We start from the raw sequence: 26,056 nt of genomic DNA on the forward strand, positions 1-26,056 counted from the left end.
GTTCAAAGAGAATAAAAAGGTCACTTCGGTGGCCTTTTTTTATGGCTTGTCGAAATTTTCTATCAATCCCCTGCTTAGCCCTAACTATTCCCATTAAGCTTAAGACAAAACAAATTGCAAAACTAACGAATATTAACAATAATTATAATAATAATATTTCTCATTTACATGGTTGTAAGCATGAGCTCTTCCCCACTGTTTAAACGTACTCCCCTGTTTTTAGCAATTTCTACACTCGTCAGTATCAGCTCATATAGTCATGCAGTTGATGAGGCCTCGCAGCAACTGCCGACGATTAAGGTGCAAGCCACTCAAGAGGATGGAAGTAGCGAACAAAGCAAAGCCTACACGATTAAGCACAGTTCAAGCGCCACCAAGCTCAATATTGAAGCCAAAGAAATCCCGCAAACCATTAATGTGGTGACACGTCAGCAGATTGATGATTTTGGCCTCACCAGTTCCCGCGACATTTTAAATAACACTCCGGGGGTGACCGTCAACTCATCTGAAACTGAACGCTCTGTGTATATGGCACGTGGTTTTGAGATTTCCAATATTCTGGTCGATGGTGTCGGCTTCCCTGCAAGCGCATGGAACTATAACGATACCAATCCCGATAGCTTTTTTTATGATCGCGTTGAAGTGATTAAAGGTGCAGATGCGCTCACCAATGCCTTTGGCGACCCGAGCGCAACCATCAACTATATTCGCAAACGTCCGACCAAAGAATTTCAGGCTAATGCCGGGCTGAGCTATGGTTCATGGGATACGCAACGCTATGAAGCAGATGCTTCTGGTAGCCTGACACCAAGTGGCAATATTCGTGGTCGCCTTGCTGGTTTTGAGCAGACCGGTGACTCCCATTTAGATCGCTACACCTCCGAAAAAAACGGGATTGCCGGGGTATTAGAGGCAGATCTTACGGATAACACTCTCATTACAGTGGGCGCCAGCCAAGAAAAGAACAAACCGAATGCCAACAACTGGGGTGCGTTACCGCTGATGGATTCCACAGGCAAGCAACTCAGTTATGATCGTTCTTACAATCCCAATCCGGACTGGACCTATTGGGACAACACCTCACGCAACGCATTCTTTGAACTAAAACAAAAGCTCTCTGACACATGGTCTGCCAACCTGAGCTATAACTACAATGAAAAAGAGCGTAGTAGCCAGTTACTTTATTATTATGGCTATCCAAAGGCCGATGGTTCAGACGTCGACCTAACCGCTTGGGGTGGAACAGAACATAATAAACTACAAACTGCCGATTTTAACCTGCAAGGTAAATTTGACCTTTTAGGTCACGAACATGAAGCCATTGTGGGCTACACCTATTCTCAAAGCGAACAAAAAGATAAGCAGAAATCCGGAACGATCCTCGATAACAATATCGGGACATGTACCCGTGGTACAGGTGCTAATCAATACAAAGCTCCATGTACAACGGGCTGGGCAAGCTGGACACCAAACAATGTCACCTGGAGTGCTTTAACGGATGCTGCGGATTACGCCCAACGGAATCAGTCCGTTTACGCAGCAACCCGCCTGCATTTAAACGAAGACCTGAAATTAACCTTAGGTGCGAACTACGTTCAAGCCAAAAGTAAAGGCGCAAGTTATAGCTCGCCTATGAATTATGATGAAAGCAAAGTCTCACCGTATGCAGGCATCACCTATAACTTTACTCCTGAATATACAGGTTATATGAGCTATACCTCGATTTTTCGCCCACAAACGTCAGTGGATGAAACAACAGGAAAAGTCGCCGATCCAATCGAAGGTAAAAGCTACGAAATCGGGGTAAAAAGTGCATGGTTAGACAATAAACTAACCGGCACATTAGCGGTATTTAGAACCGAGGAAAATAATTATCCACTTCGACCAGCCGACAGTCATCCGCTCAATCGTACCTCAGCAATTAGCGACTTACGCTCACAAGGTGTAGAAGTCGGCTTGGCAGGTCAACTCACCGATCAGGTCAATGTCTCTTTGGGCTATACCCAATTCAGTCTGCAAGATATGAAAAATGGCGGTGCAGCACGAACCTATAATCCAACCCAAAGCTTCAACCTGTTGACCACTTATTCACCTACCCAGTTACCAAAACTGAAAGTGGGCGCAGGCTTAAAATGGCAAAGCAAGATTACTCGCTTTGACCCGACGTATTCGACCTACCTGAAACAGGGGGATTATGCCTTGCTCAATTTGATGGCAAGTTATGAAGTCAGCCCTAACTTTAGCATTCAGGCCAATGCTGACAATGTTACCGATAAAAAGTACCTGAACAGCTTCACTGATGGTCAGGCATTCTACGGCGAGCCAGCAAACTATACCGTCGCACTAAAATTTAAATACTAACAAAAAAAGCCCCCTATATCAGGGGGCTTTTTTATGAAAAGACTTAAGCAGCAACAGTGCGATGTGGTTTAGTTGCCAGATAGGCATCTAAACTTTCAATCTCGCTTTGTGCAAAGTTCAGACCCAATTTAGAGCGTCTCCATAACACATCCTGACTATTGCTCGCCCACTCAACAGCACATAAGTAGTCAACTTCTTTTGCATACAGGCCTTGACCAAAATGCTGTCCAAGCTGCTCGATTGAAGTGGCTTCACCCACAATATTCCAGATGCGCGAACCGTATGCAGATGCCCAACGTTTTGCTAAAGCCTCAGAAGCATCTGTTACTTGTGCACGAATTTCTTTTGCCAACTGTTCAGCCGACTCCATATTTTCACCACCTGGCAAGGCTTCAGTTGCCGTCCAGCTTCCCTTCATGTCCGGGAAAAATGGTTTTAACTGTTGCATGGCAGACTCTGCCAACTTACGGTAAGTGGTTAATTTACCGCCAAACACTGAAAGTAGCGGTGCCTGCTCAGCCGACTCTTTAGACAGTGCCAAGGTATAGTCACGGGTAATGGCAGACGGATTATCCGATTCATCATCACACAATGGACGCACACCCGCAAAAGTTGACACGATATCGGCTTGAGTCAACTGATTTTTAAAGTGTGCATTGCTCACTTTGATCAGATAATCGGTCTCTTCCTGGGTAATTTTCACTTGTGCTGGATCACCCTGGTACTCACGGTCCGTGGTTCCAATCATGGTGTATTGGTCCAGATACGGAATCGCAAACACGATACGGCGGTCATCATTTTGCATAATAAATGCTTTGTCGCCTTCATACAGCTTCGGCACAATGATGTGACTACCCTGAATCAGACGGATACCGTATGGTGATTTAAGCTGTAAATCCTGCTTAATGAATTGTGCAACCCATGGGCCAGCAGCATTCACCAAAGCCTTGGCTTTGATCTGGAATTGACCTTGTTCATTTTCCAGATCAACCACCCAGTACTGACCTTCACGTTGTGCAGATAAACAACGGGTACGGGTCACAATATCAGCACCCTTTTCACGTGCATGCATGGCATTCAACACCACCAGACGCGCGTCATCGACTGCACAATCCGAATACTCAAAACCACGGGTAATCGCAGCATTTAGCGGACTGTCTTCCTTAAAGTAGACATTATTTGAACCCAATAATTTTTCGCGTTTGCCCAGGTGGTCATAAAAGAACAAACCGGTACGGATTAACCAAGCCGGACGCAAATGCGGACGATGCGGCATGATAAAACGCATTGGACGGATAATATGCGGCGCTTTGGCTAACAATACCTCACGTTCAGCCAATGCTTCACGCACCAAGCGAAACTCCTTATGCTCAAGGTAGCGCAGACCACCATGAATCAGCTTACTACTTGCAGAAGATGTATGGCTGGCCAAATCATCTTTTTCGCACAAGAACACCGACAAACCACGACCTGATGCATCAGCTGCGATACCAACACCATTGATACCACCACCAATCACGGCAAGATCATAAATTTTGTCATTTGACTGAGGAGAAGTTTGCATAAATCACCGCAAATGTTCATTATTGTTCAATTACGAACATTTAAACATGTTAAATGAAAATAAACAATAAATATTAGCCTAAAAAATGCCAATTTATAGACATTTTTAGATAAATGGTCAAAAATGAAAAGCAAGACAATACAAAGATGAAAATTACGGAAAGCTAATGTTTATAAGAGAATCAGGATTATTTTAATCAAGTGATCTTGAGCCAAAAGCCTTGGGCTCAAGAAAAGTAACAATTTTTCGAAAATGAAGATTTATTTAGCAATAATCAAACCGACATTCAGTTCCTGAATGGTTTTCATAAAAGCCTCATTCGGTTGCTGATCGGTAAAAATACAATCCACCTGCTTGAGTGAACCCAGACGGATCATGGCATTACGGCCAAACTTACTACTATCGGCAGCAAGAAAAACCTGACGTGCGCTGGAAACGATTTCTTGCGAAACACAAACTTCCTGAAAATCGAAATCCAGCAAAGTCCCATCTTCTTCAATGCCACTAATCCCGACCAGTGCATAATCCGCTTTGAACTGTTTAAAGAAGTCCGCAGTCGCCTGACCAATCACCCCACCATCCGGACGGACACGACCACTGGCAATCAGAACTTCAAAGTCTTCTTTGGTACTGAGAATTTTCGCAACATTGAGGTTGTTTGTAATAATCCGCAAACCGGTATGGTTCAGCAATGCGTGCGCAATTGCTTCGGTTGTGGTTCCGATATTAATGAATAATGAAGCATGATCCGGAACGGCTGCAGCGACAGCCGCTGCAATGGTTCTTTTTTCTTCCAGCATATGGCCGACACGCATGGTATATTCAGTGTTTTCCACACTTGAATCATGCGCTGCACCACCATGGTAACGACGCAATAACCCCTCATCCGCCAATTGATTAATATCACGGCGGATGGTTTGCGGCGTCACATCAAAATGCTGAGCAAGCTCTTCAATACTGATATAGCCACGTTCTCTCACTAATTCGAGGGTTTTCTGTTGGCGCAATATCAAGCTCATGCTCATCCATCCTGTATTGTTTTAGGTGTTACTCAATCGGGTTATTTTAACTTAATCTTCCGCCCAATCACGAGTGCGTCCGACCGCTTTTAACCAACCTTTGTACAGTTTTTCAGTTACTTCCTGACCGCACTCCGGGGTAAAGGTATTTTCGATGGTCATTCTACTCTTTAATTCGTTCAGGTCAGACCAGAAACCGACCGCCAAACCTGCCAAGAAAGCAGCACCCATCCCCGTGGTTTCTTTCATGGCTGGACGTTCTACCGAAGTCCCCATGATGTCGGCCTGGAACTGCATCAGGAAGTTATTGGCAGTAACACCACCATCCACACGTAAGGTTCGTAACTTTTCGCCTGAATCCTGTTGCATGGCATCCAGTACATCACGGGTTTGATAGGCAATCGACTCGAGTGTGGCACGGATAATATGCTCAATACTCACACCACGGGTAATGCCCATAATTGCACCACGCGCAGTCGGATCCCAATACGGTGCACCCAAGCCAGTGAATGCAGGCACCACGTAGACGCCATTACTGTCTTTAACTTTGGTGGCATAGTATTCAGAATCATGTGAGTCATTAATGGCTTTCAGTTCGTCACGTAACCACTGTACGCATGAACCACCATTAAACACTGCACCTTCCAGTGCATAGTTCACTTCTCCACGCGGACCACATGCAATCGTCGTTAGCAGACCATGATCTGACTGAACCATACGTTTACCTGTATTCATCAGCAAGAAACAGCCAGTGCCGTAGGTATTTTTTGCCTGCCCGACTTCTACACACATTTGGCCAAACAAGGCTGCCTGTTGATCACCTGCAATCCCGGCAATTGGAATTCCAATTTCCTGACCGCTAATGGTGTGGGTATAACCATAAACTTCTGAAGAACTGCGCACTTCTGGCAACATTGCTTTTGGAATATCCAAAGCTTCAAGCAGTTTGTCATCCCATTCCAGTGTTTCAATGTTGAATAACATGGTGCGTGATGCATTGGTATAGTCAGTGACATGAGCCTGACCATTGGTCAGTTTCCACAACAACCAGGTATCAATCGTACCAAACAACAATTCACCACGCTTTGCGCGTTCACGGCTGCCTTCCACACGGTCAAGAATCCACTTGATTTTTGTGGCCGAGAAATAAGGGTCAATCACCAGACCCGTCACTTTACGCACGTAGTCTTGCCAGCCATCCTGCCGAAGCTGGTTACAAATCTCATTGCTTTGACGGCTTTGCCATACAATTGCATTGTAGATAGGTTTACCTGTCTGCTTATCCCAGATCACCGTCGTTTCACGTTGGTTGGTAATCCCGATCGCCGCAATCTGATCACTTGAGATACTCGCCTGCGCTAAAGCTTCAACCCATACTGCGCTTTGCGTCGCCCAGATTTCCATAGGATCATGCTCAACCCAACCTGGTTGTGGGTAAATTTGCGTAAATTCACGCTGAGCAATACTGATGACATTCGCATCGTGATCCAATACGATTGCACGGGAACTCGTTGTACCTTGGTCAAATGCAACCACGTATTTTTTTTGACTATCTGTAGAGATCATGACATACCTATCCAGACTTGCTTGTGTATAGTGCAATAAATTAAATGCCCGTTAAAAAACGGGCTCCAATACTGCAAAAAAGCAATGACTTCTGTATTAAATAAAAAACTTGGCAGATTATATGCAAAATTGTTCGAAAACGAAAATTCTTTCTTTAACTTTGAACATAAAAACGATGAATAGCCCGTGTTTTAAAGATAACTCACAATAAAAAACTGTTTTTATGCGATACTAAAAGCAGAAATAACAGGACCATTGATATGAAAAAAACGAATTTATTCTTTCTTGTAAGCGGTACTCTTCTTATTGCAGCCTGTCAAAGCAGTCCACATCAATATAATGGTGTGACTGGCTACCAAATTGAAAATAAAACAACGACTTCGGCAAAGATTGCCTACACGCTGGCAGCACATAGCAATCGTGATATTGATGAGAAAAAGTTACAACATGCCTGCAAACAGGTCTTAGGTGCAGAAAAAAACTACAAAATTTCAGTGCTTAGCGTCAATGAAATTATGAATCCGACCCAACAAGAACAATATGGCGTCAAGCTCGGTAACAGTCGCGCAACTTTTGGCCTATCAAACTCGCCAGATTTCAATAATAGCGAAGGTTATGCGACTCGTCAGGCACTTGAAGCCCGTCCTGCCACCTTAAAAGTGGTACGTTACAGCTGTTCTTAATCAGACCGATTGTTTAAACAAAGGATATCCCCGGCACTGGAGATATCCTTTTTTATTATTTTAAAACGTCATGAATCGAGAGATCTTTATCAAACACCGATTTTGCAAACGGACATAAAGGAATGACTTTCACCTGACGTTCACGCACAAAGGTAATCAACTCCTTTAACAGCTTATGCCCTACACCCTGCCCACGAAATTGATCATTGACATCTGTATGATCAATAATGAGCATAGCGTCTCCCGCCCAGGTATATGCCATTTCCCCTGCCAGTAGCTCGCCTTCGAACAACTTAAAAGCGCCGTGTTTACCATCGTCAACGTGTTCAATTCCCATAGGATGCTCCATTTATGTTCTATTTAATGCCATCTTACAACGTCATTACCGATCTTCTATGTTTTAACATGGGCTTGGGTCGTGCTGTGTTAAGATTTTATATTTAACCATCCGATAAGCTCATCCTGAACCTGCCTGATGTTATTTGGTTCGATAAAAGCTCACATTACGGAATTCTTTTGATTCGTCCAGATCTGGCCAGGTAGTGGCACTGCGCTCGTCAATTTTTAGATATTGCGGATGGCTAAAATTTTTGACCCGACTATCTGCCACCCAGACCTCAGGTGCAAACTTCAGGAATTCATCCAGAAAGAAACGATTACATTGATCGTAGAGCACATCTGCAGCTAACAATACGTCGACTTGCCCGGACTGATACAAATCATCCAGATATTCCAGCTCCACATCATTCAGCAGCGCATTTTCACGACATGATGCCAGACTGACCGGATCAATATCACAGCAAATCACCCGCTTCGCACCTGCCATTTTTGCGGCAATGGCAACTACACCCGATCCAGCACCAAAGTCCAGCACCACTTTATCTTTAACATGATGCGGCTCTGCCAATAACCATTGCGCCATGGCCAGACCGGACGCCCAGCAAAAAATCCAGTACGGTGTTTCATTCCAGATGCGTCGAATCACTTCATCATCTAAACGGTCTGTTGGAAATACTGGCGGAATCAACCACAGGGAAATCGGCGTTTCAGGCAGCTGTTGTGCCAGCAAATCGGTGTTTGGAATGACCTCATGCAATGCCTTCAGCAATTGCTCAGGCGCCTTGGCAAATTGAAATGTACAACTCATATAGATTTAGTTCTAAAAAAACCCCTCTTGGCGAGGGGTTATCAATGCTTATCCTAATGCTTTTTCAGCAGCTTCTACAGTTTGACGAATCAAGGTGGTAATTGTCATTGGACCCACGCCACCCGGCACTGGGGTATAAGCTGAAGCAATCTCTTCAATACCCACCAACTGGATATCACCTACACCGCCACCATCACGTGGATGGAAACCGGCATCCACCACAACTGCGCCTTGCTTGATCCAGTCTTTTTGGATCAGTTCAGCTTTACCCACTGCACCCACAATAATATCGGCCTGTTTCACCAGTTCCGCTAAGTTTTGTGTACGAGAGTGGCAAATCGTCACAGTTGCATTGGCTTGTAACAGCATCATCGCCATCGGTTTACCCAAAATAGCAGAACGGCCGACAACTACTGCATGCTTACCTGCGATTTCAATCTTGTTTTCTTGCAAAATGGTCATGATACCCGCTGGAGTCGCTGAACCATAAGCGGCTTCGCCCATCGCCATACGACCAAAACCTAAACAAGTCACCCCATCCACATCTTTTGCCAGTGAAATCGCATCAAAACATGCTCTTTCATCAATTTGTTCAGGCACAGGATGTTGCAACAGAATCCCGTGAACATCAGGATTGGCATTTAATTTTTCAATTTCAGCCAAAAGCTGTTCAGTTGTGGTTTCTTTTGGAAGCTCAACCTTAAGCGAATCCATCCCGACACGGCGGCAGGCATTACCCTTCATACGCACATACGTTGCAGATGCACCATCATCGCCAACCAGAATGGTGGCCAAGATTGGGGTACGTCCCGATTTTGCTTTTAATGCTTCTACACGTACCAACAAATCCGTTTCAATCTGTTTTGCTAATGCACGACCGTCTAAAACCAATGCCACAGCACATCTCCAAAGTGGGTATGAATGAATTGGGTAAATAATACATGATAATTTGAGCAATATTCTTTTAGATGTTGTTTTTATGTGCATATTCGCGATAAACACTATTGTTTTTTTTTTAAAGATTGCTAATATGTGCATCACCAAGAGATGGCGGGGTGGCAGAGTGGTCATGCAGCGGACTGCAACTCCGTGTACGCCGGTTCGATTCCGACCTCCGCCTCCATTGGTAAAGCCCGAGTGGTGAAATCGGTAGACACAGGGGATTTAAAATCCCCCGCCCACAAAGCGTGCCAGTTCGAGTCTGGCCTCGGGCACCATTTTTCAGCTAATGAAACATGGTGCAGATAAAAATCCAGCGTAAGCTGGTTTTTTTATGTCTGATATTTGGAATATCATAAAAAAGCCAAGTACATTGACTTGGCTTCCCACCACGCTTGAAACTTAAGCCACTTGCTGCCCTGTTTTGACTTCTACTAAGTTTTTATCCAGTGTTAACTGATAGCCACGGCTCTGATCAACCGCATAGTCAGACTTTTTGATCGAATCCAGATAAATCCACTGTGACTGAACCTGCGCTGTATCAAATTGAACAATTAAATAACCTCTTTGATTTAAGTTGCAGTAATTCAACTCATCAATCAAAGTCGTAAAGGCAAATTCAAATTGCTGCAACTGGGCCAAAGGAATATTCAGGTATTTTTCCAGTCCTGGTGAAGACACTGAACTGGTGGCTAATTCTACCCCTACAAATGCCCCATCTTTATTGTATAAATTTGATGACCATGCATTATGGGTATCCCCTGCCAGCACCACGACTTTTTTCTTGAGTTGTGCCAAAGCAGCATACACAATCTCACGCTCGGCATAATAACCGTCCCATGCATCCAGGTTATAGGGTGCAACAGTTAACACACGTGCTTTTTCTTGTGCCGTTAAAGTCGGATCACCTTTCTGTAAACGGATTTTTAAAGTTACCAATTCTGTAATTTGTGCATTCATCTTATTTAAAGTATCTGCACTCGGATTCCCTGCTGTAATTTCAGCTAGAGCAAGTAGCAGTTCAGCAGGTACCAGCATCTTGGTCATGAGAATTTGCTGACCTAGCACATTCCAGTTTGCTGTCGACTGTTGCAGTTTTCCAATTAGCCAGTCACGTTGGGTATAACCCATTAGAGTACGTGTCGGATTAGTTAAATCTGCCTGGAATCTGGCAATATCCAAACCATTTGCTGTCATATACTCGGCATAATCCAGTTGTTGATCACGCGCAATAATACGGGTATCCAGCATCATCAAATTCACCAGCCCGCCAAAGTCAAACTGGCGATAAATCTTGGTATGTTGCTCATCCACTGGACGAATCGGCATCCATTCAAAATAAGCCTGTAGAGCTGCCAACTTTCTTTCTAAAAACTTACCTTCATTCTTTGCTTGTGGAGTTTCTTCAGTATGATTTTCCGCTCCTTCCCGCCATGCGTCATTGGCTAACTCATGGTCATCCCAGACGACAATAAACGGATGACGTTGATGTAATGCCTGCAAGTCTTTATCTTTACGATACAGCGCATAACGCTTGCGATAATCATCCAGCTTGATAATTTCCTTATCATTATCTGCAGGCAATGTCCGTCCTAGGTCCTTCGCTTCTTCTGTCGCATAGCCATCTGCACCATATTCATAAATATAGTCACCCAGATGAATCACCACATCGACATTTTGCTTGGCCATTTCACGATATACATAGAAATAACCTGCCGGATAATTCGAACATGAACATACCGCAAAACTGACTTTTGTCGCACTGCTGGGCAAAGTCTTGGTTTGACCGATAGGTGAAACCTTATCTCCGAAGATAAAACGGTAGAAATAGCTTTGATCTGCTTTTAAACCTGTGGCATCGACCTTCACGGTAAAATCATAGGCTGCCGTTGTCATGACTTTATCGGTTTTAATGATTTGCTTGAATTGCTGATCTAAAGCGATTTCCCAGGTCACTTGTAGACGCGCACTACTCTCGCTTGGCGTCAAGCGTGTCCACAAGATCACGCGATCCTGCAATGGATCACCACTGGCAACCCCATGTTCAAAATTCACTTGCAATGTTGCTGTCTCTTGATCTGAGCTGTCGTTACAGCCCGTCAACCCTGCAGTTAAAGACAACGCCCCGAAACCGAATAGACTTTTTTGAATGAGTTCCCGCCGTGAAATTTTTGCTGTCATTTGGATAGCTACCTTTACTTTTATTGGTTTAAATAAATGAGTAAAGTTAATTCGCCAACATGAAGCTTTAATCTCAGTTTGATGAAAAAATCATGAAGGTTATATGACACTGCTTAATTTTCATCAGACAAACTTCTGAATCGCTTGAAAAAAAAGCAAATAGTGAGTTTTACTCTTGCCAAGTTTTAAAGTGTCCTCTATTATTGCGCACATGCCCGAGTGGTGAAATCGGTAGACACAGGGGATTTAAAATCCCCCGCCCACAAAGCGTGCCAGTTCGAGTCTGGCCTCGGGCACCATTTTTCAGCTAATGGAAGATGGTGCAAATAAAGATCCAGCGTAAGCTGGTTTTTTTTATGCCTGAAATTTATAAAGATAAAATAAAAATGCCCGAGAAAAGACTCAGGCATTCACTCTAAAACCGTAAAGATTATTCCACCCGAATAATTTTACCATTCTCATCATGATGTACGATACTGACCTTCTGCTGACGCCCTGCCTGAATTTCTTGCTCAGGTAGCTCAAAATAACGTGCATAATCAGGCAGTGTTTTTTCCACTACATGTTTTTGATGCACACGCTTGGCAGGTAACAATCCCCAAAGCAATAAGGCTACTGCACACATAAACAGGGCTGTTACACCATGCTCAATGCCGTCACTCAATGCCGACATCAAACGCTGGGCAATATGGGCCTTTTGTAATTCAATCAAGACCCAAACCAAAATAAAGGGACGCCATAATAACAACCAGACTGCCCACATCATTGCGGTGGTGGTGGTCGAAAAATAACGTTTGTGCCATGGGAGCTGGCGACGTATATCAATAATCAAACTGTCTGCTTTCATTGCTTATTACTCAGCAAAATGAATCTTTGCGATTCAACGAATTCCACGATCTGGGCTAATCCAACGGGCACGCTTTTCATCATTACGCAACAGGACCTTTGGAAAGGCGACGATTGTAGCAGTAATCGTGATTAACCAAAACACAAACGGGTACCAAATCATCCAATAATAATTTTTCCCTAAGTTTGGCTCATAACGACTATCCATCCATTTGCTTAAAGCAAACTGAATTAGACAGGTGGCCCCCAGTAAAATTCCACTGCCATATGGTAAAAATGGAGAGCTGACCACTGCCAGTGCCGGTATCGCAAGCACGAAATGCAATAACCAGATCACCGCCATAATAAGCATCAAATATGACCAAACGAGTGTCAAACACAGCTCAAACATCAACGGCCATAAAAAATTTAATTTTGGTTTCAGGAATACATCAATATTCTTGACCAGCACCTGTGCTCCGCCCATCGCCCAACGCAAGCGCTGCTTCCACAACCCGTTTAAGGTTTCAGGCATTAAAATCCACACCAGCGCATTCGGCTCAAAACGCACATCCCAACCGGCACGTTGCAGTTTCCAGGTAATATCTATATCTTCGGTCAACATGTTTGGTGACCAATAGTCCACCTGATGCACCGCACTTTTACGAAAAGCGGTAATCACCCCGGATACGGTAAATAAACGGCCAAAAGTACGCTGGGCACGCTTGATCATACCGACAATTGAAGAAAACTCTCCCACCTGAATCCGCCCGAGCAATGTTGAACGGGTACGGATTCGTGGATTGCCTGTTACTGCTGCAACCGTTGGGTCTTCTAGAAAATGTCGCATCATCCATGTAGCAGCATGCGGATCGAGCAAGGCATCGCCATCAATCCCGATCAGGAATTCAGCATCGGTCATCAGACTACCTGCTTGCAGTCCCATGGCTTTGCCCTGATTTTGCGCTAAATGGACCACACGCAATTTGTCGTACTGGGTCGCCAAACGATCCAGCACTTCACCAGTATTGTCAGAACTGCCATCATTAATCGCAATCACTTCAAAGTTAGGATAGTCCAGTTTCAGTGCATGGCTAATGGTTTCTTCAGCATTATCCCCTTCATTAAAGCAGGGAACCAAAACCGCAACTTTTGGATACTCAGGTAAAGCAGCAGGTTGCTGATAAGGCGGATCCTGACGCTCTTTCCAGTAGAAAATAATTGCCCCGACCATCCACAAATACGACATGAACAAGGGATAGTAAAAAACAAACTTAATGGCATATGACCACAATAAAGCAAGCCAACTCATCTACATTACTCGACTATGGTACTAATTGAGATGATTTTAGACTAAAAGCCTTATGCATTGTTTCTACATCTGGATGCCCTTTGATCGGATCGTCAGGATAATAGGCAATATGCATCGCCCCCTGTTCATATAGAGACTTAATGGTCGCTGACATTTCCTCGGAAGGCACTTTTTCATTATTGCGCCAGTTGATGGCCTGTAGCTCCATCACGGTCTTTTTCACACCATTTGGATACTTCTTCACGCGATTTAAAATATCACTGTAGAACTTTTCCGGATTCTCGGATTGCTCCATATAAGGCATAGCCATAATCGCGGTAAAGTCATAACGATTCAGTGATTGCTCCAACGACTGGGCATACCAGTTTTCCGCATAAGGATTTAACGCCACCTGTGCATATAAATTACGCGCAGTCACCAGGAAAGGTTGATATTGACGCACCTCTCCTGCCAGTTCCATTGCGAAATCATCTAAATAGCGTGTCTTATAGGCCGTCCATTTTTGCAAATCAGCGTCATTATCACGAATCTTTGCCAAGTCGGTCGGTAGACCTTGCTTAGCATAAGCAGCCAAAGCCTCTGGACTCGCATCTTCGTAGTCTGACAAGGTCACGTCATCATGGAACAATAGGCCATCAAACGGCGTCGATTTTGCCAGATCCTGATAAATTTCCTTAATGGTTTGACGCGCTTCTGGCGAGAATGGGCTGAGACGGATATAGCCCATATTTAAATGGTCACCTGCTTTTGCCTGCTGCGTTTCCACCAGATCTTTGGATACCGGATCGGTTTTTGGCAGTTCCCACGCTAGTAACGGCATCCACGCATATAAACGTTGTACAGGGGTGCGGGTCTGGATTTGCCAAGCCACCCGATTAAATAAATCGGCACGCATTGGAATATGGCGGTTCGGGAAATACACCATATCCGCTGAGCCATTGGCATCCGGGTCAGAGAAGGCTTGTAAATAGACGGTATTGACGCCCATGCCATTAATACGGTCAATCAGATGATCCAGATTACGTTCTTGCTGCTTCTCATCCGGATCATAAATATAGTCCAGATCCACATGCATGATTTTTTGCGGACGATTATTGTCGTTCAGGTTCAGTTCACGATTTTTAATTTCTTGCGCCAGTGCACTGGTCGACATACTGCCCTGAATCAGGATACGACTCATATTTTGTAAGGATTGCTTGGCATGGTCTGCCCCATCGTCCAGCGTGATGGTAATCGGCATACCGAGCTGCTTCGCGGCTTGTACCAGTTGCATGTTATAGCGCCCATACGGCCAGACCATGACACGCGGTGAACGGAGACCATGGGCTTTTAATAGCTCATTATTCTTTTTCAGGTCTCCAAAAACACGTGCCTGATAAGTTGCATCACTTTCATAGCTTTTGCTTTTTGGATCATAAATGCGTGCAATCGCGGCAGGCTCCAGATTACCTTGAGGATTGGCATTAATGCCTTGATGTAAATGGTAACTATGGCTGGCAATTTCCACCAGACCACTATTTTGCATATCTTTCAGCTCTTCCCAGCTCAAGATTTTATTACGTGCAATTTCCTCACCGCCAAAGTCCACCTTCTGGCCCGCCTTAGGTTCTAGCCATGACCCCACCACTGCCAGCACCACCGGGATTTTTTTAGCACGAATAATCGGATAGGCATTTTGGTAGAAAGATTGATAACCATCATCCACCGTTAACAACACCGGTTTTGCCGGCAGTCGATACTTGCCCTGATGTGCCTTGATCAACTGATCAACATTGATAAAGTGATAGCCATTCTTCTTGAGCCAGTCGATATGTTCACTGAACTGTTGTGCCGTCACCGAATAGCTAGGAATCAGCGCATCTTTCCTGTCTGTGATTTCATGATAGCCAATGACGGTTAAGGTGGTTGCATCGATTTTTGGTTTTGCAGCAAAAGTAGTGGTGCTGGCAACCACGCCAAACACAAGACCTAAAACTGTATTTAAGGTCGGAGACACGAAACGTGTGGTCATAGAGATATCGTCTCAAGATTAGAAATGTGCTGATCGCAAAGCATGCCTGAAGCCTCTTACACTTTATTGAAACATCAGAGAATTTAAATGATCAGCTGGGAATATGGATTGTATTTATAATTTTAAAAACTGAAAATAAACTTAAAAGTATTTTTTATGAAATAAATCACAGGATAACTGGAGTTTTATTAACAAAAATCTAAAAACTCCTAAGATGACACGCAACATTAGGAGTTTTTCGAATCGTGATTGGCTGGCTTTAATACTGGATGGACTGAAAATTCGGATCGTCCGCGAGCTGCTGTAAATAGTGCCGTTCTTTTTGATAAAAATATTTATTTAAACGATTCACCCATTCCCCACGGCGGAAGGTCAATATTTTTTTATGCACACCATCATATTCCAGTAATACCACATTACTGTCATCTTCGCCTGTGGCTAAACGGGTCAATTTATAATCATGCGGCGCATATTGATGCGATGGCTGCAATGACCTCAAAATTTCGACTTTATATTCACCATCCAGCCAGTAATGTTTATCCATTAAAGCTTTTTCATTGACCCAGAAACCGGTTTCCGCACCATCATGGGTATCAATCAGAAAAAAATGATCCAGCTCCCTTAACAACTCTGATGCAGTGATATCCAAATAATCATTCATACCCACCTCTACTCACTCAAATTCTTATCGTTGCTTATGCTATTTTTTTATCATGGTTCAATTACAAGTGGACTTGCCCCCGCCACCTGTAATCACCCAAAGCACAAATGATCATGACCTGTAGTGAATAATGGGGTTTTGCAACAGTATCATCAAAAATTGCGCTTTTCATTCAAACATATACAGGAGCGTATAGAGAATCAATATTTTTCTCTTGGGTTGCTCTATAATTCAGATAAAAGAAATTTATTTAAAAATCATAATGTTATTTAAAGATTATGTTTATAATAGTATATGATTGATTTTAAAGTGATTTAGCTAAAAATCAGACTAAATCACCTTTATTGCTACGCTACAAAAATGTTATTCGTCGCGGGTTTTTACATCAAAAAGCTCGATCTCAAAGGTCAGATTGGCATTGGCCGGAATAATCTTTCCAATCTTACGCGCGCCATAAGCCAAGTGTGCTGGCACAATCAGTTTACGCTTGCCGCCCACGCGCATGCCGATAATGCCCTGATCCCAACCCTTGATCACACGGCCTGTGCCAATCACGGTTTCAAAATAGTTGCCGCGATCCAGTGAAGAATCAAACTGGGTGCCATCTTCTAGCCATCCGGTATAGTGCGTGGTAATTAAGGCACCTTTCACCGCTTCTTTACCTTCACCGACTTTTAAATCAATAATTTCTAATTCTGTGCTCATTTCTATCTCTCCAAATTACTCAAATCAAGATTATTGCAATTGTTGCCATTGAATGTCGACCTGACCTTTGTCGCTGAGCAAGGTCCATTCGCCATCCATGATATTCAGCTGTAATTGCATGGTCCGTTCGCATAAGCCTTCAAGCGCTTGTGTGGTTTGAGGAGCCAATTGCCACACTTGTACATTGCTTAAGGTTTTAATCTTGCTATTCTTCTGCCACCAGTCGTCTGCTTGCGAGCCATACGTCACGACAGCCACCTGCTTACAACGGGCACTGGCCTTTTTGACTTTATCTTCCGATGGGCAACCCACTTCAATCCACTTTTCTAACAGTCCCGTAAGATCTTTTTGCCATAAAGCAGGCTCATCTGTTTCAAACAGGTCTTTGGTAAACTCCAGACGCTCATCGGCAAAACGCGCATAAGCAAGAATGCGAACCATTAAACGCTCAATGGTTTCAGATGGATGCAATGCCAGTGTCAGTTGGTAATCTGCATAGATATGCTCATCCATATTGGCAATATTCAGGTCTGCCTTATATATTGTTGCTTTTAACGCCATAAACGATACTCTTAAAATACGGTACTCTCAAATTTGGCGCTAAGCATACTCTATTTTGCAGGCAAGAATGCGCTGAATTATTCAGGCAGTCGATGAATCTTCAGGATTGCGACAAGCCAGTAACTGGGTCTCAAATGCCAGCCAATCCTGCTCAGACTGCGTAATCACCTCAATCCGGTTATCAATGCCTTCTTCGGCAGATTTATAGTTAAATTGCTGTGGATTGAAATTAAAACTTTTCCAGCCCTGATCGGTATGAAAAATCCCCTTGATCCGCACCCAGTCTTGCTGTGTACACAACACATCCAGCAGCTCATAAAAATTGAACTGCCAACGTTTGGGAAGTTTCCAGCCTGCAACCGTATACCCCTGAGCCGTCTCAATATAGTGATAAGGCAGCTGTTTAATTTCAGCGACTGGTGCATGCGTCGGTTGTGCTTGTTGTAGCTTTAATAAAGGCTGGATTTTACGTTGCATTGCCTGCTGCTGAATATCCAATCGTTGAATATCCACTTGCCCATTTTCAGCTTCTATCCAATATTGAACATAGGTTTCATAGTCTTGTTTTAATGCAGTATAAGCTTGACGGTCCTCTGCAGTCATACAGTCGATATGGGATAGCACCACAATTTGTGCCGCTTTGAGTTGATCCGTATATAAGTTTTGCTTGACCCACTGCTCATCATGTAAACGGCTACCATCCACCACAATCACTAAAGCCCGCATCGCCAAACTGCTGTGCCAGTGTGGCTCAGTTAGTTGTTCCAGAAGTTGCGCAGGATGGCCTAAACCGGTCGGCTCGATAAATAAACGGTCAGGTTTACTTTCAGTTAATAGTCGTGCAAGCGCAATTTGCATCGGCAATTGGCTACTGCAACATAGACAGCCGCCCAATAGCTCTTTGACTGCATAACCTTGTTGTTGGCTAATCAATTGTTGATCGACACCAATTTGGCCAAACTCGTTCATCAAGATTGCCCAAGTCTCATTCTCAGGCTTTTGCGTCAATAAGTGCTGTAATAACGTAGTCTTACCTGCTCCTAGAAAACCGGAAATAATATGGGTGGGGACCGTTTTGGGCGCAAGAAATTTCACGAGGCACTCGCATTAAAAATTTATTTCATTCTAAAGAGAAAAATTGATTAAATAAATTAAAGAATATTGATTGATATAATATGTCTTTAAACACATTAGTTCAAAATAAAGTGATATTCATCACAATCAACATCTAAAAAATATATTTAATCTAAAAAAACAAATGGTTTATTCAATTAACCCATATTCGTTAAACTTAAATCAATGTTTAAAATACGTAAAAAATCCGCTTGTTTTTTGATCACAAAAACATATTTCCATACATTTTCATCCTTAATTTCTCCATGCTATTTTACACAGCGACTACATAAAGCGACGCAATATTTCATATTGTTAAGAAGGACGTAATAGATTGTTAAGGATGTTGCTGCAAAAACGTTTGGCCCATAGCATGGACCTCATGCCGAAATGAGAGATTCGGACTGACTGAATCCTCCATTGATGGCTGTTATTTTAAATGAAATAAGGATGCCAAACATGAAACTTATCAAAACTCTTCTTGCAACAACTCTTACTCTTGCAGCAGCGTCTTCATTTGCAGCAACAGCTGACGAACAAGCTCAGACTCAGGACAGAGTAGTTGTTTCTACTCAAGAGCAACCTGGTACTCAAGCTGCGACTGACGCAACTGCTGAAGCACCTGCATCTACACCAGCACCAACAAACTAAGCAGATCTGAAGGTCTCCTCCAGACCTTTAGACCAACATTCGTAATGATCTAACGCTTATTTCATTACCAATGTAAAAAAGATCGGACCATGCTGCGGTCCGATTTTTATTTTTTAAGCATCTTAAAATTTAGACGCTTAGCATTGCGTCGATTTTTTAAACATACTGCATGAAGGTTGATGAACTTCTTGCAAACGTGTAGCTTTACGCTGCTCTGCTGCCTCAAAACGACAACGTTTCCATTCCGTATCCAGATTTAAGGCAGGTACCTGTTTGGGCTTACGCTGCTCATCCACTGCAACCATGGTGAAATAGCAGGTATTGGTATGGCGTATGGTTCTATTCTGGATATGTTGCGCTTCGACACGGATACCGATTTCCATTGAGGTGCGCCCAACATGATTGACGCTGGCCAGAAATGTCACCAATTCGCCCACATAAATCGGTTCTTTAAAATTCACCCGGTCAACCGATAAAGTCACCACATAACTTCCTGAGTATCGACTTGCACATGCATATGCAACCTGATCGAGCAGCTTGAGAATCGTCCCCCCATGAACATTGCCTGAAAAATTTGCCATGTCTGGGGTCATCAAAACGGTCATGGTCAGCTCTGACTGGTCATCAGGCGCCTGGTTCGCTTGATCTAATTGATACATGAGAACAGCTCATTAAGAATGTAACCTGATTATTATCGTTGATTCATGCGCATAAAAATATGCGCAAAACGCTAAAACATCATCAATTATTTTTATGATCTTTCTATTATTTAATTGGAAATAATGACATTAAAGCTGTTTTTACACGGGATAAAAGGCTCTATTCCGGATAAAAACAGCTCCAGTTCAAAGATTATTCAATGGTTCTAGCTTAAATTGGCCGAGCGTATCAGACCCACTACTCCATTGACGATCATATCAATTGCAATGGTACCAATCAGCAAGGCAGACAACCGGCCAACAATATCAAAATACCGGTCAATATATTTGGCATGTTTATAACGAAGGTGATCATGACCAAACTTCATCAGAATGAGAATACTACAGGTCAGGATCAAGGTAAGCGCGATCACTGCAATTGCACCGCTAAACGGTACGCTCACTCCGGTCACGACCGCTGCACTGATGGTACCCGGACCGATCATAAAAGGCATCGCAATGGTACCCGCCAGATGCTCAGGCGCCCCCCGCATCTCACCGATGGTTTCCGCCCCCTGAAACACATAACGGTAGCCAATCACCAGAAAGATGAAGCCACCAAAAATCTGGAATGATTCAAAGCGGACATTCAAATAACGGCTAAAAATGTTCTCACCACCCCATGCAAACAGGATAAACACCCCAAAAGCAATCAAACTGCCTTGAATCAATGCCTTACTAAATACCTTGGCCTCGGTATTACGGATCATCCCCACCATATAGACGCTCATCAGGAAGGGGTTTAAGAGAGAGAAAAACAATGCAAATGCATGAATATAAGGAGAAAACATAGCACTCTCGTGATCAGCGGAAAAATTTAAAAATGAACAACATAAGAAAAAATCAAATCATCAACTCATGCACCGGTTAAAAGCTGCTTGCAACGGGGTGTGACATTGTTGAGTGAATCATCTTTATTCAGATCCAGCGTCGCACCAATACCCAACAAACTCACATGAATTTTTGCATGACTAGGGTTCAATGCTTTCACATTAAATTTTATACCTTGATCACTGTACAGCACATTGTCGACCAATTTTACCTTGTAAGACATCGCTTCCTTACGATCATCCATACACAACATACCGCTTCCCTGACGATTTAGTTTTAAAACGGCCATCGATGCCCCTGCCTCGCCAGACCAGCTCCCTGAAAATGGAATCTGGGTCGGACTTAACTGACTGAATTGAGCAGGTGTCATGGTTGTTATCGAAGTACAGCCCCCCAAAACAAAAGCAAGACTTCCGGCTAATAAAATATTCTTCGCAACCATAGCTAACCCAATAAAAATCAAACAATTCCGTACATTTTCCCACATTTAAGCTTTTTTTAATTTGTACTGCATGTATATAGCTAGTATCGGAAATGTTAAAAAAATTTAGCACATCTCACCTTGCGAATGAGATTGTTCAATCAATATTCACAGTTAAAACATCTTTATTTTTAATTTAAGAATTTAAATGATTAGACCCATAAATCCCTATTTATCCTTCTAAACTAAACAGTTTGTAATAATTATTTTAAATATAAAATTATGACTTGATTTTCATTGCAATGATCTGTAGATTTTCTTTTTGAGCGAGTAATTCAAATGACTTTCCAAACGATCTTTGAAACCTTTCAAGCGCTTCCGAATGGAACAGATACCTACAAACAAATCAAATCTCAATGTGAACAGGCCATTATTCAGGCCGAACATCCTCTAGAACATTGTGCTTTATTACTCATCTATGGTTTTACAAAAAATTATGTCTTGCTTTATGAAGATCAACCGGTCAGCCCTGATTTTTCAAGTAAAGTGAAAGCCCAACTCACGCATTATATGCAGGAAATCAGTAATGCTTTGGCGACTGAAGATGCAGCGTCTATCCTGGCTGCCTTGAATGATGTGTCTAAACAATATATAGATAGCTCTAGAATTTTCTAGTACGTTAACGCTTAGGGAATAATAGACAAGGTTTATCTATTTTTCAGCGTCGCTTCTAAATAAAGGCTTATTATATTTTTATACTGAGACTTTAATTTAGAAGTGACTTGATATAAATACAATATGAGATTTTTTAAATACTTCTTATATAATATGCCGTGCATCAAAACATATCATATATATTTTAAAGAGAAACCATTATATATTCTAGATTAAGATTGCCTTTGCCTGACTGACAATATGCTGGGTTAAAAGCTGTAAGGGTTTGGATTGTTGATTCCAGTGATGCCAGTACAAGGGTACTTCCATTTTTGCTTCGGGCAACAGCTCAACCAAAGCATCTTCATTCTTCTCAGTCACCAATTGCAACTCCGGCACCATGCCATAACCCAGTCCCAGCTTGATGGCGGTGACAAAAGATTCGGAAGACGGAATTAAATGACAGGGATAGCTGCCTTTCATCAGACCAAAATGCTTTTCAAGTATATCGAAGTGTAGCCGGTCCTTATGATTAAAAATAATCGCAGGCGTATGACGCAGATTTTCCCGGTCGATACCATGAGCAAACCACTTTTTTCTGAATGACGCAGTCGCCACCATTCGGTAACGCATCACCCCCAGATATTCTGCATGACAGCCCCGCATCGGCTGGTCTTCAATTGAAATACAGGCACTGACGGTGCCCTTTTCCAGTAAGGAATAGGTATGTGACTGGTCATCTGTCCTTAGCTCAATCACGATTTTCTGTTTGAGCAATACCTCTTGTAATGCAGGCAGAAGCCAGGTTGCCAAAGAATCTTCATTAGAACCGATCACCGTTTTGAAAAAGTTGGCATCTCCTCCTCCTGTCAAACCATGCAACAGGTTTTGCTCCAGTCGTTTTATATGTTGCAAATACTCGAACAACTGCTGGCCTGCCTGAGTCAGTACACAAGGACGACCACGGATCAATAACAGTTTGCCCAGCTCTTTTTCCAGCGCCTGTACCCTCAGCGTTACCGCTGAAGAAGTAATACAAAGCTTTGCTCCAGCCTGTTCAAAGCTTCCATCTTCTGCAACAGCAAAGAAGGCTTCACATTGTTTATTGTCTAGCATCGCAAACCTTAAAAAAATTTAGGTAATCCAAAACAATCTTAATTTTACTGACTTTTAAAATTTAAAAAAGGCACCGGTAAATATAAACGTTCAATCTGAAAAATTTCCCATGCTTTGAAGCAATGGTCTAAAGACCTTAGGATGCCATTCTGATTTAGCTTGCCCTCCCTGGTTTTTGCAGGGCCATTGTTAATTTCCTGAACCCTGACCGTCACCCCGTACTTTGTCTTGATTGATGCAGATCAAAGCAGTCTTTTTCTCAAATAAATAATACTGAGTAACGCAAATGCCAAGCAGATAAAAGACGGTGCATACCCAAAGGGAGTTGCTAACAACCCAACCATCACTGCACCAGCGACTGCACCCCCATAATTAAAAATATTCACGCGAGCAATAATTTCATCTCTTCGTGTTTCATCCAAACGTCCTACAGCAGAATATGTAAGTGGAACCAAGGCACCCACCGCTACACCAGCCAGTGCGAAACCTAAAATCACTGTAACGAGTGAATGGCTTATCCCGGATAACGCACAGCCGAAAGCCCCAATCAGCAGCGTGACCAAAGCAACCCATGTCGCTGTTTTAAATTGCAGCAAGTAATCCAGTCCTAAACGTGTCAGTAAAATGCCAATCTGATAAGCGGCATAACCTAAAGGAGCAACAGTTGCCGAGCTGGCTAAAACATCTTTGAGATAGATTGAACTCCATGTACTGATGGCAGAATCAACCGTAAATATAATCAGGATAATCATCCCAAAAATGAGAAGTTGCCGATATGGAATCACTGCTTTCTGTGGTGAAGATAATCCTGAAGATTGTTTTTGCTGAAATAACCAATGTCTCGAGAGTTGCGAGGTGATCAATGCAATCACTACTGCAATACATAATGCTGTCGTTGCGCCAAGTGAAGTTGACACAGTGGCTGACATGATTAATGCACCCAAAAATGCCGCCGCTGTATAACAAGCAAAGAAACCACCAAATACCCTCTTACCAAGCCGTTGTTCCATCATAACAGCCTGCATATTCAGTGCCGCATCTAAACAGCCTAGGCCAAGCCCATAAAGCAAAAAGCTGGCAATCATCAGCATCACATTTGGACTACATGCAGCAACTGCAACCCCAACAGCTTCAAGCAGAAAACCTGTTACAACAGCAAATCGCGATCCGAACTTGACTGCGGTACGGTCAGCGAGAACAGAACCGAGCGCCGCTGCTATGCATACCCCCAGAATAATCAACGACAACTGATCATCGGACAGCCTGAAGCGGCCTTTTATGCTGGGAAGTGCGGTCATTACGGTTGCGTAGCCAAGACCTTGTGTTGCAAAACCCAGCGCAATCACTTTCCGTGTTTTGCTGGAAATTCCATCGTTTACACTTTGGATAGGAAGATTGAGATCCATGCCCGACTCACTGACTTATTTTTAAAATATTTGTTTAGAGATGCACTCGAACACGTCCTGTGTCGATTGTTTTTAATTTTTATTTAAAACAACGCGCAAGATAAGGGCAATAATTGGAAAACAAAGGGGGGAAATTCGGACAACAAGATTTGAAATCGACTGGGTTGCATCAACCTACCTTAAAAAAATTTAGGCAACCCAAAACAATCTTAATTTTACTGACTTTTAAAATTTAAAAAAGATAATAGCAAACATAAATTTTCATTGTGGAACATCTCCCTTCTTTCAGCGTCTAAGTCATTGCGATGTCTGATCTTAAATCGGCATCCAAAGCTCAGATCAGGAAAGAACACTCCCATTCCACCCTAATTCCTGAGGAGCTCAATCTATGACCGCATTTTTCTATGGGCTTGGGATCGGCTTTTCTCTCATTTTAGCCATTGGCGCACAGAATGCCTTTGTACTGAAACAAGGCTTAAAACAGCAGCATGTCTTTTGGGTCTGCTTAATCTGTGCACTTTCCGATTCTATTCTGATCTATCTGGGGGTGACCGGTTTCTCGAAAATTGTGGTGGATTTTCCCCTGATTGTCACGCTTGCGAAATACTTTGGTGCGGCCTTTCTGTTTCTGTATGGCCTGCGAAATTTTTATTCTGCTATCCAGAATAATAGTGGACTAAATCCAAGTGAAATTGAAAAGGATTCACTGCTTAAAATTATCGGCATGTGTCTGGCCTTTACCTGGCTCAATCCGCATGTCTATCTGGATACCGTGATTCTGGTTGGCTCTATATCCGTACAATTTGCAGATCAGATCTATCTCTTTGCGGCAGGCACCATTCTGGCGTCGTGGATCTTCTTCTTTGCGCTGGGCTATGGGGCAAGAGCGTTATTACCTTTATTTAAAAAGGCCAGCTCATGGAGAGTATTAGATGTTCTGGTCGGCCTCATGATGTGGGCGATTGCCACCAAATTATTGATCTAAATCATCAGGCAATAAAAAAGCCCTTGTGTTCACAAGGGCTTTTTCGTATTTGGCGGAAGCGGTGGTAGTCATATCAAAACAATATTTGATCAATAAATATTAAAATACTTTTAATGTTTAGAATACACTTATCCAAACTTTTAGCAGAGACATTACTTGGTAACCCATTTTCACTATATGACTCTCCCCAACTAATGTCAGGATTAGCCTGGACAGTCGTTAATTGATGCAGTGCATTATATCCAAGTGACTGTATGACATTAAGATTAGTAGCAATTTCACCAAAAGCATTTTGATTAGATAAATTTATCGACTTTCCATTTGGGTAGGCTCTTGATATTTTATAGAATACTCACTAGCTATAATTTACCATATAGCGAATTATTTAGAAAAACATGTTTAGAATTAGCCAAAACTATTTAGAAAACTCTAAACTATCTTTAACAGAAATTGCTTTTTTACTAGGCTATGCTGAACAAATTGCCTTTAGACGAGCATTTAAACAATGGGAAATATTTCTTCATCTGAATATAGAAAAGTGTATCTTATACCAACTTAAAAAGTTAATAATTTATACTGAATATATAAACACTTAAAAAACACCATGCTGTACTGACATGGTGTATTAGATCTATTACATAATCAC

General features: G+C 42.7%; 24 protein-coding genes, 3 tRNA genes and 2 pseudogenes. 9 read left to right on the forward strand and 20 right to left on the reverse strand.

From position 1 onward, the window contains the following. Window positions 1-168 precede the first annotated feature (168 nt). Window positions 169-2,361: a TonB-dependent siderophore receptor gene (locus J699_RS04575; RefSeq protein WP_032870332.1), complete on the forward strand. Its 2,193-nt coding sequence runs from the start codon at window positions 169-171 to the stop codon at window positions 2,359-2,361. 43 nt (window positions 2,362-2,404) lie between these two features. On the opposite strand, the gene glpD is transcribed toward J699_RS04575, so the two are convergent. The 3 genes from glpD to glpK all read right to left on the reverse strand — a co-directional run bounded on the left by glpD (window position 2,405) and on the right by glpK (window position 6,510). Then, complete coding sequence (glpD, locus tag J699_RS04570; RefSeq protein WP_032870329.1) at window positions 2,405-3,925, reverse strand: glycerol-3-phosphate dehydrogenase; 1,521 nt, start codon at window positions 3,923-3,925, stop codon at window positions 2,405-2,407. Window positions 3,926-4,185: 260 nt separating this feature from the next. Continuing rightward, the gene (locus J699_RS04565; RefSeq protein ID WP_032870327.1) at window positions 4,186-4,944 is read right to left on the reverse strand and encodes a DeoR family transcriptional regulator; all 759 of its coding nucleotides are present in this window, start codon (window positions 4,942-4,944) and stop codon (window positions 4,186-4,188) included. Window positions 4,945-4,995: 51 nt separating this feature from the next. Continuing rightward, entirely contained in the window at window positions 4,996-6,510 is a 1,515-nt protein-coding gene (gene glpK / locus J699_RS04560; RefSeq protein WP_005231833.1) for a glycerol kinase GlpK, read from the reverse strand. Window positions 6,511-6,770: 260 nt separating this feature from the next. Here glpK and J699_RS04555 point away from each other — a divergent pair, with 260 nt between their 5' ends. After that, window positions 6,771-7,193 (forward strand): hypothetical protein, encoded by a 423-nt coding sequence (locus tag J699_RS04555; RefSeq protein WP_032870325.1) that lies wholly within the window; start codon window positions 6,771-6,773, stop codon window positions 7,191-7,193. 55 nt (window positions 7,194-7,248) lie between these two features. On the opposite strand, the gene J699_RS04550 is transcribed toward J699_RS04555, so the two are convergent. The 3 genes from J699_RS04550 to folD form a co-directional block, all read right to left on the reverse strand. After that, a complete protein-coding gene (locus J699_RS04550) occupies window positions 7,249-7,530 on the reverse strand; it encodes a GNAT family N-acetyltransferase (RefSeq protein ID WP_032870323.1) in 282 nt (93 codons plus the stop codon). Window positions 7,531-7,671: 141 nt separating this feature from the next. Further along, window positions 7,672-8,340 (reverse strand): class I SAM-dependent methyltransferase, encoded by a 669-nt coding sequence (locus J699_RS04545; RefSeq protein ID WP_005288333.1) that lies wholly within the window; start codon window positions 8,338-8,340, stop codon window positions 7,672-7,674. A gap of 48 nt (window positions 8,341-8,388) precedes the next feature. Then, window positions 8,389-9,237, reverse strand: a complete 849-nt coding sequence (gene folD / locus J699_RS04540; protein ID WP_005231839.1) for a bifunctional methylenetetrahydrofolate dehydrogenase/methenyltetrahydrofolate cyclohydrolase FolD — start codon at window positions 9,235-9,237, stop codon at window positions 8,389-8,391. Between the two features lie 152 nt (window positions 9,238-9,389). Between folD and J699_RS04535 the strand changes: the two genes are divergently transcribed. Beyond that, window positions 9,390-9,463 (forward strand) — tRNA-Cys (locus tag J699_RS04535). Window positions 9,464-9,471: 8 nt separating this feature from the next. Continuing rightward, window positions 9,472-9,557, forward strand: a tRNA-Leu gene (locus J699_RS04530). Window positions 9,558-9,681: 124 nt separating this feature from the next. Here the strand turns inward: J699_RS04530 and J699_RS04525 are convergent. Then, window positions 9,682-11,460 carry an alkaline phosphatase D family protein gene (locus J699_RS04525; protein ID WP_032870321.1) on the reverse strand — a complete coding sequence of 593 codons (1,779 nt, stop codon included), beginning with the start codon at window positions 11,458-11,460 and terminating at the stop codon, window positions 9,682-9,684. 213 nt (window positions 11,461-11,673) lie between these two features. Between J699_RS04525 and J699_RS04520 the strand changes: the two genes are divergently transcribed. After that, window positions 11,674-11,759, forward strand: a tRNA-Leu gene (locus tag J699_RS04520). A gap of 131 nt (window positions 11,760-11,890) precedes the next feature. Here J699_RS04520 and pgaD read toward each other — a convergent pair. The 7 genes from pgaD to J699_RS04485 all read right to left on the reverse strand — a co-directional run bounded on the left by pgaD (window position 11,891) and on the right by J699_RS04485 (window position 18,630). After that, a complete protein-coding gene (pgaD, locus tag J699_RS04515; protein WP_005231841.1) occupies window positions 11,891-12,307 on the reverse strand; it encodes a poly-beta-1,6-N-acetyl-D-glucosamine biosynthesis protein PgaD in 417 nt (138 codons plus the stop codon). A 33-nt stretch (window positions 12,308-12,340) separates the two neighbouring features. Further along, window positions 12,341-13,597 carry a poly-beta-1,6-N-acetyl-D-glucosamine synthase gene (gene pgaC / locus J699_RS04510; RefSeq protein ID WP_032870319.1) on the reverse strand — a complete coding sequence of 419 codons (1,257 nt, stop codon included), beginning with the start codon at window positions 13,595-13,597 and terminating at the stop codon, window positions 12,341-12,343. Window positions 13,598-13,610: 13 nt separating this feature from the next. Next, a complete protein-coding gene (pgaB, locus tag J699_RS04505) occupies window positions 13,611-15,608 on the reverse strand; it encodes a poly-beta-1,6-N-acetyl-D-glucosamine N-deacetylase PgaB (protein ID WP_032870317.1) in 1,998 nt (665 codons plus the stop codon). A 259-nt stretch (window positions 15,609-15,867) separates the two neighbouring features. Beyond that, window positions 15,868-16,269 carry a hypothetical protein gene (locus tag J699_RS04500; protein WP_005231844.1) on the reverse strand — a complete coding sequence of 134 codons (402 nt, stop codon included), beginning with the start codon at window positions 16,267-16,269 and terminating at the stop codon, window positions 15,868-15,870. A gap of 363 nt (window positions 16,270-16,632) precedes the next feature. Next, a complete protein-coding gene (locus tag J699_RS04495; RefSeq protein WP_032870315.1) occupies window positions 16,633-16,974 on the reverse strand; it encodes an FKBP-type peptidyl-prolyl cis-trans isomerase in 342 nt (113 codons plus the stop codon). A 30-nt stretch (window positions 16,975-17,004) separates the two neighbouring features. Beyond that, window positions 17,005-17,535 (reverse strand): YaeQ family protein, encoded by a 531-nt coding sequence (locus tag J699_RS04490; protein WP_032870313.1) that lies wholly within the window; start codon window positions 17,533-17,535, stop codon window positions 17,005-17,007. 81 nt (window positions 17,536-17,616) lie between these two features. Then, window positions 17,617-18,630: a CobW family GTP-binding protein gene (locus J699_RS04485; protein ID WP_032870312.1), complete on the reverse strand. Its 1,014-nt coding sequence runs from the start codon at window positions 18,628-18,630 to the stop codon at window positions 17,617-17,619. A gap of 477 nt (window positions 18,631-19,107) precedes the next feature. On the opposite strand from J699_RS04485, the gene J699_RS04480 reads away from it, so the two are divergent. Next, a complete protein-coding gene (locus J699_RS04480; RefSeq protein ID WP_005231849.1) occupies window positions 19,108-19,299 on the forward strand; it encodes a hypothetical protein in 192 nt (63 codons plus the stop codon). A 137-nt stretch (window positions 19,300-19,436) separates the two neighbouring features. Here J699_RS04480 and J699_RS04475 read toward each other — a convergent pair whose 3' ends face one another. The 3 genes from J699_RS04475 to J699_RS04465 all read right to left on the reverse strand — a co-directional run bounded on the left by J699_RS04475 (window position 19,437) and on the right by J699_RS04465 (window position 21,270). Continuing rightward, window positions 19,437-19,958, reverse strand: a complete 522-nt coding sequence (locus J699_RS04475) for an acyl-CoA thioesterase (RefSeq protein ID WP_005231850.1) — start codon at window positions 19,956-19,958, stop codon at window positions 19,437-19,439. 206 nt (window positions 19,959-20,164) lie between these two features. After that, a complete protein-coding gene (locus J699_RS04470) occupies window positions 20,165-20,788 on the reverse strand; it encodes a MarC family protein (protein ID WP_005231852.1) in 624 nt (207 codons plus the stop codon). Between the two features lie 65 nt (window positions 20,789-20,853). After that, window positions 20,854-21,270 (reverse strand): J517_1871 family lipoprotein, encoded by a 417-nt coding sequence (locus J699_RS04465; protein ID WP_032870310.1) that lies wholly within the window; start codon window positions 21,268-21,270, stop codon window positions 20,854-20,856. 318 nt (window positions 21,271-21,588) lie between these two features. Between J699_RS04465 and J699_RS04460 the strand changes: the two genes are divergently transcribed. Further along, window positions 21,589-21,924, forward strand: coding sequence for a hypothetical protein (locus J699_RS04460; RefSeq protein WP_005288357.1), 336 nt, complete (start codon window positions 21,589-21,591; stop codon window positions 21,922-21,924). 207 nt (window positions 21,925-22,131) lie between these two features. Here the strand turns inward: J699_RS04460 and J699_RS04455 are convergent, their stop codons facing one another. Both J699_RS04455 and J699_RS04450 read right to left on the reverse strand, forming a co-directional pair. Further along, window positions 22,132-23,019, reverse strand: a complete 888-nt coding sequence (locus tag J699_RS04455; protein ID WP_005231855.1) for an ArgP/LysG family DNA-binding transcriptional regulator — start codon at window positions 23,017-23,019, stop codon at window positions 22,132-22,134. 242 nt (window positions 23,020-23,261) lie between these two features. Further along, the gene (locus tag J699_RS04450; protein ID WP_032882929.1) at window positions 23,262-24,425 is read right to left on the reverse strand and encodes an MFS transporter; all 1,164 of its coding nucleotides are present in this window, start codon (window positions 24,423-24,425) and stop codon (window positions 23,262-23,264) included. 388 nt (window positions 24,426-24,813) lie between these two features. On the opposite strand from J699_RS04450, the gene J699_RS04445 reads away from it, so the two are divergent. Further along, a complete protein-coding gene (locus J699_RS04445) occupies window positions 24,814-25,410 on the forward strand; it encodes a LysE/ArgO family amino acid transporter (RefSeq protein WP_005288361.1) in 597 nt (198 codons plus the stop codon). Window positions 25,411-25,522: 112 nt separating this feature from the next. Here the strand turns inward: J699_RS04445 and J699_RS19950 are convergent. Continuing rightward, window positions 25,523-25,738 (reverse strand): annotated as a pseudogene (locus J699_RS19950) (hypothetical protein); the annotation flags it as partial. An 11-nt stretch (window positions 25,739-25,749) separates the two neighbouring features. Between J699_RS19950 and J699_RS19840 the strand changes: the two are divergent. After that, window positions 25,750-25,969: pseudogene (locus J699_RS19840) on the forward strand (helix-turn-helix domain-containing protein); the annotation flags it as partial. Window positions 25,970-26,056 lie beyond the last annotated feature (87 nt).

The sequence above is a fragment of the Acinetobacter sp. 1000160 genome (assembly GCF_000588715.1).
Taxonomy (GTDB): domain Bacteria; phylum Pseudomonadota; class Gammaproteobacteria; order Pseudomonadales; family Moraxellaceae; genus Acinetobacter; species Acinetobacter courvalinii.

Bases quoted from the DNA above. Each gene is read 5' to 3' on its own strand.
- glpD (WP_032870329.1), bottom strand. From the start codon at position 3,925: ATGCAAACTTCTCCTCAGTCAAATGACAAAATTTATGATCTTGCCGTG.
- J699_RS04470 (WP_005231852.1), bottom strand. From the start codon at position 20,788: ATGTTTTCTCCTTATATTCATGCATTTGCATTGTTTTTCTCTCTCTTA.
- J699_RS04445 (WP_005288361.1), top strand. From the start codon at position 24,814: ATGACCGCATTTTTCTATGGGCTTGGGATCGGCTTTTCTCTCATTTTA.
- J699_RS04490 (WP_032870313.1), bottom strand. From the start codon at position 17,535: ATGGCGTTAAAAGCAACAATATATAAGGCAGACCTGAATATTGCCAAT.
- J699_RS04480 (WP_005231849.1), top strand. From the start codon at position 19,108: ATGAAACTTATCAAAACTCTTCTTGCAACAACTCTTACTCTTGCAGCA.
- J699_RS04500 (WP_005231844.1), bottom strand. From the start codon at position 16,269: ATGAATGATTATTTGGATATCACTGCATCAGAGTTGTTAAGGGAGCTG.
- J699_RS04565 (WP_032870327.1), bottom strand. From the start codon at position 4,944: ATGAGCTTGATATTGCGCCAACAGAAAACCCTCGAATTAGTGAGAGAA.
- pgaD (WP_005231841.1), bottom strand. From the start codon at position 12,307: ATGAAAGCAGACAGTTTGATTATTGATATACGTCGCCAGCTCCCATGG.
- J699_RS04465 (WP_032870310.1), bottom strand. From the start codon at position 21,270: ATGGTTGCGAAGAATATTTTATTAGCCGGAAGTCTTGCTTTTGTTTTG.
- pgaB (WP_032870317.1), bottom strand. From the start codon at position 15,608: ATGACCACACGTTTCGTGTCTCCGACCTTAAATACAGTTTTAGGTCTT.
- J699_RS04550 (WP_032870323.1), bottom strand. From the start codon at position 7,530: ATGGGAATTGAACACGTTGACGATGGTAAACACGGCGCTTTTAAGTTG.
- J699_RS04495 (WP_032870315.1), bottom strand. From the start codon at position 16,974: ATGAGCACAGAATTAGAAATTATTGATTTAAAAGTCGGTGAAGGTAAA.
- J699_RS04460 (WP_005288357.1), top strand. From the start codon at position 21,589: ATGACTTTCCAAACGATCTTTGAAACCTTTCAAGCGCTTCCGAATGGA.
- J699_RS04525 (WP_032870321.1), bottom strand. From the start codon at position 11,460: ATGACAGCAAAAATTTCACGGCGGGAACTCATTCAAAAAAGTCTATTC.
- J699_RS04545 (WP_005288333.1), bottom strand. From the start codon at position 8,340: ATGAGTTGTACATTTCAATTTGCCAAGGCGCCTGAGCAATTGCTGAAG.
- J699_RS04475 (WP_005231850.1), bottom strand. From the start codon at position 19,958: ATGTATCAATTAGATCAAGCGAACCAGGCGCCTGATGACCAGTCAGAG.
- J699_RS04575 (WP_032870332.1), top strand. From the start codon at position 169: ATGGTTGTAAGCATGAGCTCTTCCCCACTGTTTAAACGTACTCCCCTG.
- J699_RS04455 (WP_005231855.1), bottom strand. From the start codon at position 23,019: ATGCTAGACAATAAACAATGTGAAGCCTTCTTTGCTGTTGCAGAAGAT.
- glpK (WP_005231833.1), bottom strand. From the start codon at position 6,510: ATGATCTCTACAGATAGTCAAAAAAAATACGTGGTTGCATTTGACCAA.
- pgaC (WP_032870319.1), bottom strand. From the start codon at position 13,597: ATGAGTTGGCTTGCTTTATTGTGGTCATATGCCATTAAGTTTGTTTTT.
- J699_RS04450 (WP_032882929.1), bottom strand. From the start codon at position 24,425: ATGGATCTCAATCTTCCTATCCAAAGTGTAAACGATGGAATTTCCAGC.
- J699_RS04555 (WP_032870325.1), top strand. From the start codon at position 6,771: ATGAAAAAAACGAATTTATTCTTTCTTGTAAGCGGTACTCTTCTTATT.